The sequence below is a fragment of the Streptomyces sp. NPDC048734 genome (assembly GCF_043198675.1).
In the GTDB taxonomy this organism is placed as follows: Bacteria; Actinomycetota; Actinomycetes; order Streptomycetales; family Streptomycetaceae; genus Streptomyces.
Window position 1 is genome coordinate 727,993 of the sequence record NZ_JBICUZ010000002.1, and the last position, 14,867, is coordinate 742,859.

Below are 14,867 nucleotides of genomic sequence, written 5' to 3' on the forward strand. Positions count from 1 at the left end.
CGTGGTGCCACGTCCAGTGGAACCTCCCGTTTTGGACAACGCCAGACGAGGGCCCCGGGTTCCCTTGTGCTCCCGGCGGCGGGCGTGGGCCGTCCGGGTGGCGGCTCAGAAGAGGGCGGTGTCGGCGAAGCGCAGAACCAGCTGCGGGGCGCCGGAGAGGGTGATGCCGAGGACCGCGGTGAGGGTGATCGCGACGGTCAGGGGCGCGGAAACGGGGTGCTTGCCGGTTTCGTCCTCGGGTGCGCGGAAGAGGAGCGCCGTCCACCGGAGGTAGTAGTACAGGGCGATCACGACGTTGGCCGCCATGACGACGGCGAGCCAGCCGAGGCCGGCGTCGACGGCGGCCGAGAAGACGGTGACCTTGGCGAAGAGTCCGATGATGCCGGGCGGCAGTCCGGCGAGGCAGAGCAGGAAGAAGGCCAGGACGAGCGCGGAGAGCGGGTTCCTCGCGTACAGGCCCTGGTAGTCCGTGACGCGGTTCGCGGCGTGCGTACGGCCGACCAGGGCCGCGACGGCGAAGGCGCCCAGGTTCACGGCGGCGTACATGAGGGCGTAGGCGACGGTGGAGCCGACGGCGTGCTCGGGGTCGTCGGAGTACGCGGCGGCGGCGATCGGGACGAGGAGGTAGCCGGCCTGTCCGACGGAGGACCAGGCGAGCAGACGTACGGCGCTGTACGCGCGCGTGGCCTGCTGGCGGAGGGCGCCGACGTTGCCGACGGTCATGGTGAGGGCGGCCAGCACCGCCAGCGCGGGACCCCAGACGTCGGCGTACGACGGGAAGGCGACGACCGTGACGAGGATGAGGCCGGAGAAGCCCACGGCCTTGCCGACCACCGACAGGTAGGCGGCGATGGGGAGGGGGGCGCCGACGTAGGTGTCGGGGACCCAGAAGTGGAAGGGGACGGCGGCCGTCTTGAAGGCGAAGCCGATGAGGGTGAGGGCGACGCCGGTCTGGGCGAGGGTGTGCAGTTGCCCGTCGACGTCCTGGAGGCGGTCGGCCACCTGGGTGAGGTACAGGGTGCCGGAGGTGGCGTAGACGAAGCTGATGCCCAGGAGGCTGACGGCGGTCGCGGTGACGGACGACAGGAAGAACTTCAGGGCCGCCTCGGAGGAGCGGCGGTCGCCGTGCCGGATGCCGACGAGGGCGAAGGCGGGCAGGGAGGCGACCTCGAGGGCGACGACGAGGGTGGCGAGGTCGCGGGAGGCCGGCAGGAGGGCCGCGCCCGCGGCGGAGGACAGGAGCAGGAACCAGAACTCGCCCTCGGGGAGCCGTCCGCGCTCGTCCTTGAGGGCGGTGACCGACAGGAGGGCGGCCAGGAGCGCCCCGCCCAGCACCAGGAACTGGATGACGAGGGTGAAGTGGTCGGCCGTGTAGCTGCACACGCGTGTGTCGCCGGTCAGGCAGAACGTGGAGCGATCGCCGTCCAGGAGTGGCAGCAGCAGGGCCGTGGCGGCGGCGAGGCCCGCGACGGAGAGCCATCCCAGGAGCGGCTTGCGGCTGTCGGGCACGAACAGGTCGGCGACGAGGACGCCGAGTGCGACGACCGCCGTGAGGGTGGGTGGGGCGATGGCGAGCCAGTCGACGGACTGGACGAGCGAGGGGGCGGCGGCGAGGTGGCTCATCGGTTGCCTCCTGCGAGGAGCTGCTGCACGGCCGGGTCGGTCAGGCCGAGGAGTGCCTTGGGCCAGAGGCCGGCGACGACGGTGAGGACGACGAGCGGTGTCCAGGCCGCGAACTCGTAGGCGCGGACGTCGGTGAGGCGGGGGGCGTCCTGCGGGACGGCGCCCATGCAGACGCGGCGGACCACGACGAGGAGGTAAGCCGCGGTCAGGAGCGTCCCGAAGGCGGCGATCGCGGTGAAGGTGAGGAAGGCGGGGCGGCTGAGGTCGTCCGCGGGGTCGAAGGCGCCGAACAGGGCCAGCATCTCGCCCCAGAACCCGGCGAGGCCGGGCAGGCCGAGCGAGGCGACCGCCGCGAAGGCGAGGAGGCCGCCGAGGCGGGGGGCCTTGCCGTAGAGGGCGGCCCCGGTCTCCTGCGCGAGGGTGTCCAGGTCGGTGGTGCCGGTGCGGTCCTTCAGGGCGCCGACCAGGAAGAACAGCAGGCCGGTGATGAGGCCGTGGGCGATGTTGGCGAAGAGGGCGCCGTTGACGCCGGTCGGGGTCGTGGAGGCGATGCCGAGCAGGACGAAGCCCATGTGGCCGACGGAGGAGTAGGCGATCAGGCGCTTGAGGTCACCCTTGGCGCCCTCTTTGGCGAGGGCGAGGCAGGCCAGGGAGCCGTAGATGATGCCGACGACGGCGAGGGCGGCGAGGTAGGGCGCGAAGGTGTGGAAACCGTCGGGCGCGACCGGGAGGACGATCCGGACGAACCCGTACGTGCCCATCTTCAGCAGGACGCCGGCGAGCAGGACCGAGCCGACGGTCGGGGCGGCGGTGTGGGCGTCCGGCAGCCAGCTGTGCAGGGGCCACATCGGGGTCTTCACCGCGAGCCCGATCCCGATTGCCAGAACGGCGGTGACCTGCACGGATGCGGTCAGGGACCGGCCGTTGTCAGTGGCGAGTGCCACCATGTCGAAGGTGCCCGCCTCGAGTCCGATCAGGAGCAGGCCGAGCAGCATGACCACGGATCCGAGCAGCGTGTACAGGATGAACTTCCAGGCCGCCCGGGTCCGGCCCGCGCCGCCCCAGCGTGCGATGAGGAAGTACATCGGGATCAGGACCATCTCGAAGGCGAGGAAGAACAGCAGCAGGTCGAGGACGGCGAAGGTGGCGAGGGTGCCGGCTTCGAGGACGAGCAGGAGCGCGACGAAGGCCTTCGGGCTCGGGCCCGCGGGCAGGTTGAAGTACGAGTAGAGCGCGCACAGGAAGGTCAGCAGCGCGGTCAGGACCAGAAGGGGGAGGGAGATGCCGTCGATGCCGAGGTGGATGCGCACGTCGAGTGCGGGGATCCAGCTGATGTCGGTCGTGGCCTGCATCTTCGACGGCTGGTCGTGGTCGAAGCCGAGCGCGAGGACGATCGCGGCGATGAGGATCACGCCGGTCACGGTGACACCGTGCCGCAGGACGGCCTGCTCGGGGGACTTCCCCTTCAGGCCGGGCGGGGCCGGCAGGAGAGCGGTGACCGCGCCGAGGAGTGGGCCGGCCACGATCAATGCCAGAAGGAACTGCATCAGGGACTCACTGATATCGATCACGCCTGCTCACGCTCCCGCGGCGACGAGGACGGCGGCGACCACCAGGACGACGGTGCCGGCGAGCAGCGCGCTCACATAGGTCTGGACGTTGCCGGTCTGGGCGCGCCGTACGGCGGCGCCGAGCCAGCGGGGCAGGGTGCCCGCGCCGCGTACGTAGGTGTCGACGACCTCGCGGTCGAGGAACCGGACGAGGCTCGCTGCGGCCTGCACCGGACGGACGAACACGGCGGTGTAGACGGCGTCCAGGTGGAAGCCGGTGGCCGCGTGGCGGTGCAGGGGGCCGAGCAGGAGCCGTCCGGGGTCTGCCGGGTCGGGTGCGGAGGCCACGTCTCCGTAGGCGGGTGTGTGAGTCGCGATGGCCTCGGCCTCGACGAGTCCGGCGTCGCCCTCGGGGTGGGCGGCGACGGCGCCGAGCGGGAAGCGGGCCGCGAGTGCGGTGGTGTGCCGCCATGCGCTGTAGACGGCCAGGCCGCCGACGAGGGCCAGGCCGGTGCCGAGGACGGAGGTCATGAGGGTCGGGGCGAGGTCACGGCCGTCGAACCAGTCGGGCAGCGAGTGGTAGGCGAACCCGCCGAGGGCGAGGGACGGGATGGCGAGGACCCACAGCACCATGGTCATCGTCAGGGGCTGGCGGCCGTGGTCCGGGGCCTCGGCGCCGCGGCCGCTGAAGGCCAGCAGCCACAGCCGGGTCGCGTAGGCGGCGGTGAGGGCGGCGGTCAGCAGGCCGGCGACGAGGACGATCCAGCCGGCCGCGGCGGGGGCGTGCTCGGTGTGACCGGTGGAGACGTGCTCGGCGGCGCCTAGGACGGTCTCCTTGGAGAAGAAGCCGCTGAAGGGCGGGATCGCGGCGAGCGCGAGGAGGGCCACGGTCATCGTCCAGAAGGCGTCCGGGACGCGGTCGCGCAGGCCGGTCATGCGGGACATGGCGGCCAGCGAGTTGGTGCCGGCGGCGTGGATGATCACGCCGGCAGCGAGGAACAGCAGGGCTTTGAAGGCGCCGTGGGAGAGGAGGTGGAAGACGGCGGCGCCGCGGTCGCCGACGGCGAGGGCGCCGGTCATGTAGCCGAGTTGGCCGATCGTCGAGTAGGCGAGGACCCGCTTGATGTCGTCCTGGGCGAGCGCGGCGAGACCCGATCCGGCCATGGTGACGGCGGCCATGACGGCGAGGACGACCATCGCCGCCCCGGAGGCCTCGAACACCGGGAGGAGACGGGCGACGAAGTAGACACCGGCGGCCACCATGGTCGCGGCGTGGATGAGCGCGGAGACGGGTGTCGGGCCGGCCATCGCGTCCGGGAGCCAGGTGTGCAGCGGGAACTGGGCCGACTTACCGGCCACACCGGCAAGGAGCAGCAGGGCGATGGGCGTCGGGTGGTCGAGTCCGCCGTGGGCGACCGTGCCGAGGACCTCGGTGATCCGGAAGGAGCCGGCGTCGGTGGCGAGGGCGAACAGGCCGATGAGGAAGGGGACGTCGCCGAGCTTGGTGACGAGGAAGGCCTTGATGGAGGCGGCGCGGGCCTCCGGGGTCTCCCAGTAGTGGCCGACCAGGAAGTAGGAGCAGATGCCCATCACTTCCCAGCCGACCAGCAGCACGATCAGGTCGCCCGAGTAGACGACGAGGAACATCGCGGAGGTGAACAGGGAGACGAGGGCGGCGTACGAGGGGTAGCGCGGGTCGTCGCGCAGGTAGCCCGTCGAGTAGATCTGCACGCAGGTGGCGACGAGGCCGACCAGGGTGGCGACGAGGGCGGCGAAGCCGTCGATGTGCAGGGCGAGTTCGATCGGGACGGAGCCGGTGGGCGTCAGCTCGGTGGCGGCGTCGACGGCCGCGTCCCCGCCCTGGCGTACCGCGACGGTCACGGCCAGTACGAGGGAGGCGAGGGTCGGCAGGACGGCGAGCGGGCGCACGAAGCCGGGGGCGGTGCGGCCGAGGAGCAGGCCGGTGACGGCACCGAGGAACGGCAGGAGGGGGACGAGGACGGCGAGGGTGGTCGTGGTCACGCGGTGGCCTCAGCCTTCTCGGCCGTGGGGTCGGTGCCGTCGGCGCCGGCGGGCTCGTCGCCGACGGCGCTCTCGTGGCCCTCGGCGGTGTCGCGGAGCTTGTCGATGTCCGCGGTGCCGCGGTTGCGGTGGACGGCGAGGACGATCGCCAGGCCGATGCCGATCTCGGCGGCGGCGATGGCGATGGTGAACAGGGTCAGGGCCTGACCGGAGTGCAGGGTCTCCTCGGCGGTCCGGCTGAGCCAGACGTCGAAGGCGACGAGGTTCAGGTTGACGGCGTTGAGCATCAGCTCGACCGACATCAGGACCAGGATCGCGTTGCGGCGGGCGAGGACGCCGTACAGGCCGGTGCAGAAGAGGAGGGCGGAGAGGACGGCGGGATAGGCGAGGTGCATCAGCGGGCGCCTTCCTGCTCGGCCGGATTTTTCCGGGCATCCGGGACGGACGGGGAACTCTTGCCGGCGGCTCGGGAGTTCAGAGGGGGAGAGCTCGACTCCGCCTTCGCCTTGCGGGACAGGACGATCGCGCCGACCAGGGCCGCGAGGAGCAGGACGGAGAGAGCCTCGAAGGGGAGGACCCAGTTCTGGAAGAGACTCGCGCCGGTGGCCTCGGTGGAGCCGGCGGCGGGACCGTCGAGGTCGATCCAGGTGGCGCGGAAGGCGTCGACGACCACCCAGACGAGGGCGGCAGCGGCGGCGACGGCGACCGTGAGGGCGGCCCAGCGGTTGCCGGAGTCCGCGTCCGGGGAGCGGCCGATGGGCGCTCTGGTGAGCATCAGACCGAAGAGGAGGAGGACGACGACGGAACCCACGTAGATCAGTACCTGCACCCAGGCGATGAACTCCGCGGTGAGCAGGAGGTACTCGACGGCGAGGCCGCCGAGGGCCACCACCAGCCAGAGGGCGGCGTGCACCAGCTGCTTGGTGGTGACGGTGACGAGGGCGGCGCCGAAGGTCACCAGGCCGACGAGGACGAAGGCGATCTCCACGCCGGTCGGGGAGAGAAAGCCTTGGGGTGCCTGAGCGAGGGTCACGCCTCGCCTCCCTGGGGGTTGTCCGGTCCGGGCGCAGTGGCCTGGTTCGCCTGGGTGTCCTGCGCCGCCGGTGCGGTCCGCGTCTCCGTCTCCGGGGTGGTCCGAGCGGCAGCCAGCTTCTCGGCCGTCTTGCGGGCGGCGGCGATCTCCTTCGGTTCCTCCGCGCCGGGGTCGAGGGCGGGCGGGGCCGGCACGGTCCACATCCACTCGCGGAGCTTGTCCCGTTCGTGGGTGAGTTCGCGGATGTCGGTCTCGGCGTACTCGAACTCCGGGGACCAGAACAGTGCGTCGAAAGGACAGACCTCGATGCAGATGCCGCAGTACATGCACAGGGCGAAGTCGATGGCGAAGCGGTCGAGGACGTTGCGGCTGCGTTCGCGGCCGCCGGGGGTCGCCGCCGGGACCGTCTCCTTGTGGGAGTCGATGTAGATGCACCAGTCCGGGCACTCGCGGGCGCACAACATGCAGACCGTGCAGTTCTCCTCGAACAGGCCGATCACACCGCGGGTGCGGGGCGGGAGATCGGGCTGGGCGTCCGGGTACTGCTCGGTGACGGTCTTCCGCGTCATCGTGCGGAGGGTGACGGCCAGGCCCTTGGCGAGGCCGGAGCCGGGAATCGGCGGGCGGGGCCGCGCGGAGGGCGTCGTCGAGGGGCGGTGGTCGGGTGACGGGCGGGACATCAGGAGATCACCACCTTGACGACGCCGGTGAGGGCGATCTGGGCGAGGGAGAGGGGGACGAGGAGAGTCCAGGACAGCTTCTGGAGCTGGTCCTCGCGCAAGCGGGGGTAGGTGACGCGCAACCAGATCACGACGAAGGCGAGGACGGCGGACTTCAGCAGGGTCCAGACCCAGCCGAGGCCGTCGGCGCCCCAGGGGCCGTGCCAGCCGCCCAGGAAGAGGACGGTGGTCAGACCGCACAGGACGACGATTCCGGCGTACTCGGCGAGGAGGAACAGGGCGAAGCGGAGGCCGGTGTACTCGGTGTAGGCGCCGAAGATGATCTCCGAGTCGGCGACGGGCATGTCGAACGGGGGGCGCTGGAGTTCGGCGAGGCCGGCGACGAAGAAGACGATCGCGCCGACGATCTGCCAGGGCAGCCACCACCACTCGAAGGCGTCGACGATTTCAGGGAGGGACACCGTGCCGGCCGCCATGGCGACGGAGGCGGCGGTGAGCAGCATCGGAAGTTCGTAGGCGAGGAGCTGGGCGGCGGTGCGCAGGCCGCCGAGGAGGGAGAACTTGTTGGCACTGGCCCAGCCGGCCATGAGCGAGCCGAGGACGCCGACGCCCATGACGGCCAGGACGAAGAAGACGCCGGCGTCGACGACCTCGCCGACGGCGCCCTCGCCGGGGCCGATGGGGATGGCGAGGAGGACCAGGAGGTACGGGAGCAGGGCCACGGCGGGGGCCAGCTGGAAGATACGGCGGTCCGCGCCCGCGGGAACGATGTCCTCCTTCTGCGCGAACTTCACGCCGTCCGCGATGAGCTGGGCCCAGCCGTGGAAGCCACCGGCGTACATCGGGCCGAGGCGGCCCTGCATGTGGGCCATCACCTTGTGCTCGGCCTGACCGACGATCAGGGGGAAGGTGAGGAAGACGACGAAGACGATCAGGAGTCGCAGGGCGACGTCGAGAGCGTCGTTCACTGCGGGCCTCCCTGAGGGTTCGCGGGGGTGTCGTTGTCGGGGCGGTCGGTCTCGGGGAGGTCGTCCCCGGAGCGGTCGGTCTCGGAGCGGTCGGTCTCGGCGCGGTCGTCCCCGGAGCGGTCGTCCCCGGAGCGGTCGGTCTTGGAGCGGTCGGTCTCGGGGGCGGGTGCGGCGTCCGGGGCCTCCGCGGCGTCCGGGTGATCCGTGTCGGGATCGGGATGCCTCGGGTCCCGTTGCGGATCGTCGAACGCGGGGCGGGCGTGGTGCCAGGGGGCGTCGGCGCTGCGGGGGGCCTGCGCGCGGCGGGACGCCCCGCTGCCGGTGGCCGAGCGACGGCCGGCGGAACCCTCGGAGGCGGACAACGAGGCGGACGACGCCGCGCCGGACGGGACCGCCGGGGGTTCGGGCGCCGAGGAGTCCGGAGCGGCAGGGTCGGCGCCCGTCCGGTCCGGAGGCGTCCCGCCTGAGGCCGGGGACTCCGGGGCCGGGGACTCCGGGGCCGGGGACTCCGGGGCCGGGGACTCGTCGCCCGCAGACGGCTTCCCTGGAGACACGTCCGCTGCCCGCTGGGAGGCCGATCCCTCGCTCGCGCTTCGGGAACGGCGGGGGCCGGCTCCGGAGGCGCTCCGGGGAGTGGCAGGAGCCGAAGCGCCCTCGGTTCCGGCCGCCGACGGGGTTCGCGGTCGGATGGTGGACTGGGACGGGGTCCGGTCGGCCGACTGGCTCACCGAGCCCTCGGCGGCCGTCCGCGCCCGCCGTGCGGGGGGTGCGGGCGCGGTGGGTGCGGTAGGCGCGGTGGGTGCGGTGGGTGGCGCCTCCGCGGCCCCGACAGGCCGGCCTGCCGCTTGGCGCGCCGCTTCGCCCGCCGCTCGGCCCGCTTCCCGGCTCGCTTCCAGGTCTGCTCCCTGTTCTGCCGTCTGGCTGGCCGAGCCCTCGGACGCCGTTCGTGCGCGCCGGGCCGGGCGGTCGCCCGCCGTGCGGGCCGGGCGGTCGCCGGGGGCCGTACGGGGTGCTCGGGCGGGGCGGGTCGGGGCAGGGGGGAGCTGGCCCTTCAGGGGGCCCCATTCGTTGGGGTCGGGGACTCCCGGGGGGAGCATCTGGCGGCGCTTGGGGCCGCCGTGCTCGGACTCGCCGGGCTCCTTCGCGCCGGGCCAGGCCTTGGCGACGCGGGCGGCGAGGACGAAGTCCTTGCGGAGGGGGTGGCCCTCGAAGTTCTCGGGAAGGAGGAGGTGGTCCAGGGCCGGATGGTCGTCGAAGACGACGCCGAACATCTCGTGGGTCTCGCGCTCGTGCCAGGCCGCGCCCGCGTAGACGTCCACGGCGGAGGCGAGCGTCGGGGCCTCGTGCGGGACCGTCGTGCGCAGCAGCAGTCGGCGGACCGGCGCCAGGGCGACGACGTGAGCCAGGACACGGAAGCCGGCGCCCGGTTCGTCGACCGCGCTGAGCCAGTCGAAGTAGGTGCAGGACAGCCGGTCGCGGGCCGCGAGCAGCGCCGCGGTCCAGGACCGCGGTGGTACGTCGACCGTCAGGACCTCGTACGACTCCTCGGCGGTGGCCTCCGGGCCGAAGAGGTCCTCGGCGGGGGCGGGGAGCCAGCCGACGGTGGTCATCGGGCGTCCCCCTGCGCGTCGTCGGCCGCGTCTCCGTCTCCGGCCGTGGCCGGCGGCCGTACGAGCCCGCTCTGGAGGGCCGCCGTCGAGGGGCGGTCGGTTCCGGTGGCGTAGCGCTCCCCCAGCGACTCGCGGGCGATCTTCTCCTGGAGCTTGAGGATTCCCTGGAGCAGCGCCTCGGGGCGCGGCGGGCAGCCGGGGACGTACACGTCGACGGGGATGATCTGGTCGACGCCCTTGGTGACGGAGTACGAGTCCCAGTACGGGCCGCCGCAGTTGCTGCACGCGCCGAAGGAGATGACGTACTTCGGCTCGGGCATCTGCTCGTAGAGGCGCTTGACGGCCGGGGCCATCTTGTCCGTGACCGTGCCGGAGACGACCATCAGGTCGGCCTGGCGCGGGCCCGGCGCGAAGGGGATGACGCCCAGGCGGATGAAGTCGTGGCGGGCCATGGAGGCGGCGATGAACTCGATCGCGCAGCAGGCGAGGCCGAAGTTGAAGACCCAGAGCGAGTAGCGGCGGCCCCAGTTCAGGACGACCTTCATGGGCTCCGGGGCGAGACGGGCGAGGGCGCCGAGCCTGCCCCGTTCCCGGCTCTGCTCCCGGCTCTGCTCGGTCGGGGGGATCCGCACCGGCTCGGGGAGCAGTACCGGCTCGGGAGTCGCCACCGGCTCGGGGGTGGACGGGTTCACGTCCATGTCAGGACGCCCTTCTTGTAGGCGTACAGCAGGCCCACGGCCAGGAAGCCGAGGAAGACGAACATCTCCACGAGCGTGGCCGCACCGTAGCCGGGGGCGGCGAAGACCGTCGCCCAGGGGAACAGGAAGATCGAGTCGACGGCGAAGATGACGTAGAGGAAGGCGTAGACGTAGTAGCGGACCTGGGTGTGGGCCCAGCCCTCGCCGACGGGGTCGACGCCGCACTCGTACGTCAGGAGTTTCTCGGGGGTGGGGACCACGGGGCGCAGCAGGCGGCCCGCGCCGAACGCGACCGCGACGAAGAGCACGCCGATGACGGCGAGGAGTCCGACGACCGCGTAGGAGTCGAAGTAGTCCGACGCCACGACGACCGCCGGTTCCCTCAGCGCTGATTGCGACGACTGCGGCACGGTCCGTCCCTCGCTCCCCGACCCGACCTCGGCCTGTTCGACGATCTGTACGCACGGGAGTCTAGGGCCTGATAAAGACACGGTAAGCAGGCCGTCACGGCCGGGGCGAGGGGGGTGGGGTTTTCCCCAGGCACTCCCGGCGGCGAACTCCATGGCGCGGGAGCGCGTCGCGCGGCACGCTGACGCACATGACCGTATCCAAAGCCGCTCCCACGGCCGCGCGTCCGCGCGCCGTGCCCGCCGTGCCCGCCGTCGGCCCGGGTGCGCCGGGGCGCGACGAGCCGTTGCCGCGCGTCCGGTTCGCCTACGACCCGCAGACGTGGAAGGAGATCGCCCACCTTCTGACGAACCTGCCCCTGTCGGTCGTCGGCTTCGTCTACGTCATGACGGTGCTGTTCACCGGCGCCACGCTGACGCTCACGGTGGTCGGGCTGCCGCTGCTCGCCCTCGGTCTGCTGGGGGCGCGGCTGATGGGCCGGTTCGAGCGGGGCCGGGCGCGGATGCTGCTCGCGGTGCGGGTCGACGAGCCGAGCCCGCTGCCGCTGCGCCGGGCGGGCAACGTCCTCCAGGGCATGTGGCTGGTCCTGAAGGACCCGGTGGCCTGGCGGACGGTGCTGTACGACTTCGTCCGGCTGCCGTGGGGGATCCTCACCTTCACGGTGGCGCTGGTGTCGTTGTTCGTGCTGTGGCCGGTGCTGCCCTTCCTCGCGCGGGGGCTGACCAACGCGGACCGGGCGATGGTGCGGGCCCTGCTGTGCCCCTCGGACGAGCTGGAGCGGCGGATCGCCGAACTGGAGTCCGACCGGGGGGTCGTGGTGGACACCGCCGCAGCCGATCTACGGCGGATCGAACGGGATCTGCACGACGGCGCGCAGGCGCGGCTGGTCAATCTGGCGATGGGGCTCGGCCTGGCCAAGGAGAAGCTCCTGGAGGACCCGGACGCGGCGTCGGTGATGGTCGAGGAGGCGCACGGCGAGGTGAAGCTCGCCCTCCAGGAGCTGCGGGACCTGGCGCGGGGGATCCATCCGGCCGTGCTGACCGACCGGGGACTGGACGCGGCACTGTCGTCGGTGGCCTCGCGGTGCACGGTGCCGGTGCAGGTGACGGCCGAACTGCCGGCGCGACCGGCGCCGGCCATCGAGGGCATCGCCTACTTCACCGTCTCCGAGCTGCTCCAGAACGTCAGCAAGCACAGTGGGGCGAGGTCGGCGTCCGTGGACGTGTGGCGGTCGGAGAACCGGCTGCTCATCCAGGTGTCCGACGACGGCCGGGGCGGTGCGCGGCTCGACGGCGGGTCGGGGATGCGGGGGCTGGCGGACCGGCTGGGCGCCGTGGACGGGCTGTTCATCGTGGACTCCCCGGTCGGGGGGCCCACGACCGTGACGGCGGAGCTGCCCTGGCGGGACCGGACGGAGCCGACGGAGCCGACGGAGTAGGTGCCCCCGCCGCGGGGCCGCGGGGCGCTGTGCGGCCCTGACCGCCCCCGACGCCCGGGGTGGGGAAAACCCCCCTTCCAAGACGCCGACGGACTCCATGGTCCGCGGGGTCGCCGCGGAGGAGGGTGGAGGTAGGGGACGACACCTGCGGACGAGACGAGCAGAACGGACGACGCCGATGGCCACGCAGTACGGGCAGTACGGGGACTACCGGGACCACGGGGACCACCTGGACCACTTGGACCACTTGGACCACGGGGCCCCCGGGAGCCACGGGGACCGTTCGTGGCACGGAGGGACGCCCGGGGCCGGGGCCGGTGGGCGCCGGCGGCACCGGCTGCCGGCCGCGCTGCGGGCACCGGTCGAGGCGCGTGCCTGGCGGGAGTTCGCCTACGTGCTGCTGAGCCTGCCGATCAGCATCGTGCTGTTCACCTTCGCGGTCACGATGCTGTCGGTGGGGGCGGGCCTGCTGGTGACGTTCCTCGGGGTGCCCGTACTGGCGGCGGGACTGGCGGCGTGCCGTGGCCTCGGAGCGGTGGAGCGGGCGCGGGCGCGGGGACTGCTCGGGCTGGACGTGGCCACGCCGGAGCCGTTGCGGCCGCGGGGCCGGGGGGCACTGGCCTGGATGGGCGCGGTGCTCAGGAGCGGCACGTCCTGGCGGCACGTCCTGTACGCGGTGCTGCACCTGCCGTGGGCGGTGTTCTCCTTCTCCGTCGCGGTCGTGTTCTGGGCGTACGGCTGGACGACGCTGACGTATCCGCTGTGGTTCTGGCTCTTCCCGCTGTACGGCGGGCAGGACGGCCTTCAGCTGTACGGCGACGAGGGGCACCGGGTGTACCTGGACAACCCGTTCGAGATCACCGTGACGGCGCTGGTGGGGCTGTTGTTCACGCTGGCCACGCCGTGGATCGTGCGGGCGCTGACGACGGTGGACCGGGTGATGGTGCACGGGCTGCTCGGGCCGTCGCGGCTGGCGTCGCGGGTGGTGGAGCTGGAGTCCGACCGGGGGGTCGTGGTCGACACGGCCGCGGCCGACCTGCGGCGGATCGAGCGGGATCTGCACGACGGGGCGCAGGCGCGGCTGGTGGCGTTGGCGATGGATCTGGGCCTCGCGAAGGAGAAGCTGCGGGAGGATCCGCGGGAGGCGGCACGGATGGTGGACGAGGCGCACGGTGAGGTGAAGACGGCGTTGCAGGAGCTGCGGGACCTGGCGCGGGGGATCCATCCGGCCGTGCTGACCGACCGGGGGCTGGACGCGGCGCTGTCGTCGGTGGCCTCGCGGTGCACGGTGCCGGTGCGGGTGGAGGTGGACCTGGTGGAGCGGCCGGCCGCGGCGATCGAGGGGATCGCCTACTTCACCGTGTCCGAGCTTCTGCAGAACGTCAGCAAGCACAGTGGGGCGAGGTCGGCGTCCGTGGACGTGTGGCGGTCGGAGAACCGGCTGCTGGTGCAGGTGAGCGATGACGGTGTGGGCGGTGCGGACGCCTCAGGCGGGTCGGGGCTGGCGGGGCTGGCCGGGCGGCTCGACGCGGTGGACGGGATTCTGGTGGTGGACTCTCCGGCCGGGGGGCCCACGCGGGTGACGGCGGAGCTGCCCTGGCGGGGTGGGGAGTAGGGGTTTCCTCGCCTCCGCCGCCCCGTCCCGTCCCTTCCCGTCCCTCCGCCGCCCCGTCCCGTCCCGTCCCGCCCCTTCCCTCCCGTCCCGTCCCGCCCCTTCCCTCCCGTCCCGTCCCGGTCCCCAAGGGCTCTGCCCCTTTCCACCCCGCCCAGGGCTCCGCCCTGAACCCCGGCGGGCTCCCCCTGTACCCCCCGTACAGGGTCCCCGTGCGGGAACTCCCCCCGCGCCGTACAGACTCCGCCCTCGCGCCCCGTAGGACCCCGCCCGAGCCTCGGCCAGGGCACCACTCCCGGTCCAGTCGGGCGCGGCGTCCCCACCAGCCGTTCGTGGTCGGCTTCGGACTTGGGCCGGGGCGGCAGGCCTGAGGGCGCCCCCCTGCCGAAGATTTCCTGTCGTCGTCGCCGGACTCCCCCGGCGCGGGGCGATTGCTGGGATGCTGGGGCTGTTCCGTGGACGGACGGGTTTTCGCGGACGGGTCGTGGCTGGGGGGCCGGAGAGCGTGGAGGTCAGGGTGCGGGTGGTCATTGCCGAGGACTCGGTGTTGCTGCGGGAGGGGCTGACGCGGTTGCTGACGGACCGGGGGCATGACGTGGTCGCCGGGGTCGGGGATGCCGAGGCGCTGGTGAAGACGGTCACCGAGCTGGACGCGGAGGGGGCGTTGCCCGACGTGGTCGTGGCCGACGTGCGGATGCCGCCGACGCACACCGACGAGGGGGTGCGGGCCGCCGTACTGCTGCGCAAGTCGTATCCGGGGCTCGGGGTGCTGGTGCTGTCGCAGTACGTGGAGGAGCGGTACGCCACCGAACTGCTGGCCGGTTCCAGCCGGGGGGTGGGTTACCTGCTCAAGGACCGGGTGGCCGAGGTGCGGGAGTTCGTGGACGCGGTGGTGCGGGTGGCCGAGGGGGGCACGGCCCTGGACCCCGAGGTGGTCGCGCAGCTGCTCGGGCGCAGTCGCAAGCAGGACGTGCTGGCCAGGCTGACCCCGCGGGAGCGGGAGGTGCTGGGGCTGATGGCCGAGGGGCGGACGAACTCGGCGATCGCCAAGCAGCTGGTGGTGAGCGACGGCGCGGTGGAGAAGCACGTCAGCAACATCTTCCTGAAGCTCGGGCTGTCCCCGAGCGACGGGGATCACCGGCGCGTTCTCGCGGTCCTCACCTATCTCAAATCCTGAGAACGGCGAAAGAGCGCTTTTCCTTCGTCGTGCCTTCTCGCACATCCT

Annotated in this window: 13 protein-coding genes; 3 read left to right on the forward strand and 10 right to left on the reverse strand. The window is 72.6% G+C overall.

Annotated features, from left to right (window positions below):
- Nucleotides 1-105: 105 nt before the first annotated feature.
- Genes ACGFQC_RS08540 through ACGFQC_RS08585 form a run of 10 tightly spaced genes read right to left on the reverse strand, consistent with a single transcriptional unit; the run spans nt 106 to nt 10,594 of the window.
- A complete protein-coding gene (locus tag ACGFQC_RS08540; RefSeq protein ID WP_363089000.1) occupies nt 106-1,623 on the reverse strand; it encodes an NADH-quinone oxidoreductase subunit N in 1,518 nt (505 codons plus the stop codon).
- Complete coding sequence (locus tag ACGFQC_RS08545; RefSeq protein ID WP_363088999.1) at nt 1,620-3,194, reverse strand: NADH-quinone oxidoreductase subunit M; 1,575 nt, start codon at nt 3,192-3,194, stop codon at nt 1,620-1,622. Before ACGFQC_RS08545 ends, ACGFQC_RS08540 begins: the two co-directional genes overlap by 4 nt.
- A 6-nt stretch (nt 3,195-3,200) precedes the next feature.
- Nucleotides 3,201-5,195, reverse strand: coding sequence for an NADH-quinone oxidoreductase subunit L (locus ACGFQC_RS08550; RefSeq protein ID WP_363088998.1), 1,995 nt, complete (start codon nt 5,193-5,195; stop codon nt 3,201-3,203).
- The gene (gene nuoK, locus ACGFQC_RS08555) at nt 5,192-5,590 is read right to left on the reverse strand and encodes an NADH-quinone oxidoreductase subunit NuoK (RefSeq protein WP_363088997.1); all 399 of its coding nucleotides are present in this window, start codon (nt 5,588-5,590) and stop codon (nt 5,192-5,194) included. The genes ACGFQC_RS08550 and nuoK overlap by 4 nt, the downstream gene beginning before the upstream one ends.
- Nucleotides 5,590-6,228, reverse strand: a complete 639-nt coding sequence (locus ACGFQC_RS08560) for an NADH-quinone oxidoreductase subunit J (RefSeq protein ID WP_363088996.1) — start codon at nt 6,226-6,228, stop codon at nt 5,590-5,592. The genes nuoK and ACGFQC_RS08560 overlap by 1 nt, the downstream gene beginning before the upstream one ends.
- On the reverse strand, nt 6,225-6,908 hold the full coding sequence (locus tag ACGFQC_RS08565; protein WP_363088995.1) for an NADH-quinone oxidoreductase subunit I: 684 nt from the start codon (nt 6,906-6,908) through the stop codon (nt 6,225-6,227). Before ACGFQC_RS08565 ends, ACGFQC_RS08560 begins: the two co-directional genes overlap by 4 nt.
- A complete protein-coding gene (locus ACGFQC_RS08570) occupies nt 6,908-7,876 on the reverse strand; it encodes a complex I subunit 1 family protein (RefSeq protein WP_363088994.1) in 969 nt (322 codons plus the stop codon). Before ACGFQC_RS08570 ends, ACGFQC_RS08565 begins: the two co-directional genes overlap by 1 nt.
- On the reverse strand, nt 7,873-9,486 hold the full coding sequence (locus ACGFQC_RS08575) for an NADH-quinone oxidoreductase subunit C (RefSeq protein ID WP_363088993.1): 1,614 nt from the start codon (nt 9,484-9,486) through the stop codon (nt 7,873-7,875). Before ACGFQC_RS08575 ends, ACGFQC_RS08570 begins: the two co-directional genes overlap by 4 nt.
- Nucleotides 9,483-10,184 carry an NADH-quinone oxidoreductase subunit B family protein gene (locus ACGFQC_RS08580; protein WP_363088992.1) on the reverse strand — a complete coding sequence of 234 codons (702 nt, stop codon included), beginning with the start codon at nt 10,182-10,184 and terminating at the stop codon, nt 9,483-9,485. The genes ACGFQC_RS08575 and ACGFQC_RS08580 overlap by 4 nt, the downstream gene beginning before the upstream one ends.
- Entirely contained in the window at nt 10,175-10,594 is a 420-nt protein-coding gene (locus ACGFQC_RS08585) for an NADH-quinone oxidoreductase subunit A (protein ID WP_393287959.1), read from the reverse strand. Before ACGFQC_RS08585 ends, ACGFQC_RS08580 begins: the two co-directional genes overlap by 10 nt.
- A 188-nt stretch (nt 10,595-10,782) precedes the next feature.
- Here ACGFQC_RS08585 and ACGFQC_RS08590 point away from each other — a divergent pair, with 188 nt between their 5' ends.
- From ACGFQC_RS08590 to ACGFQC_RS08600, 3 genes are all read left to right on the forward strand, one after another.
- Complete coding sequence (locus ACGFQC_RS08590) at nt 10,783-12,030, forward strand: sensor domain-containing protein (RefSeq protein WP_363088991.1); 1,248 nt, start codon at nt 10,783-10,785, stop codon at nt 12,028-12,030.
- 178 nt (nt 12,031-12,208) lie between these two features.
- A complete protein-coding gene (locus ACGFQC_RS08595) occupies nt 12,209-13,645 on the forward strand; it encodes a sensor domain-containing protein (RefSeq protein ID WP_363088990.1) in 1,437 nt (478 codons plus the stop codon).
- Between the two features lie 514 nt (nt 13,646-14,159).
- Entirely contained in the window at nt 14,160-14,819 is a 660-nt protein-coding gene (locus ACGFQC_RS08600; protein ID WP_363088989.1) for a response regulator transcription factor, read from the forward strand.
- The last annotated feature ends 48 nt before the right edge of the window (nt 14,820-14,867 follow it).

What these genes read in the sequence shown, in the direction of transcription:
- ACGFQC_RS08590 (WP_363088991.1), top strand. Translation starts at nt 10,783, where the DNA reads ATGACCGTATCCAAAGCCGCTCCCACGGCCGCGCGTCCGCGCGCCGTG.
- nuoK (WP_363088997.1), bottom strand. Translation starts at nt 5,590, where the DNA reads ATGCACCTCGCCTATCCCGCCGTCCTCTCCGCCCTCCTCTTCTGCACC.
- ACGFQC_RS08575 (WP_363088993.1), bottom strand. Translation starts at nt 9,486, where the DNA reads ATGACCACCGTCGGCTGGCTCCCCGCCCCCGCCGAGGACCTCTTCGGC.
- ACGFQC_RS08580 (WP_363088992.1), bottom strand. Translation starts at nt 10,184, where the DNA reads ATGGACGTGAACCCGTCCACCCCCGAGCCGGTGGCGACTCCCGAGCCG.
- ACGFQC_RS08540 (WP_363089000.1), bottom strand. Translation starts at nt 1,623, where the DNA reads ATGAGCCACCTCGCCGCCGCCCCCTCGCTCGTCCAGTCCGTCGACTGG.
- ACGFQC_RS08565 (WP_363088995.1), bottom strand. Translation starts at nt 6,908, where the DNA reads ATGTCCCGCCCGTCACCCGACCACCGCCCCTCGACGACGCCCTCCGCG.
- ACGFQC_RS08595 (WP_363088990.1), top strand. Translation starts at nt 12,209, where the DNA reads ATGGCCACGCAGTACGGGCAGTACGGGGACTACCGGGACCACGGGGAC.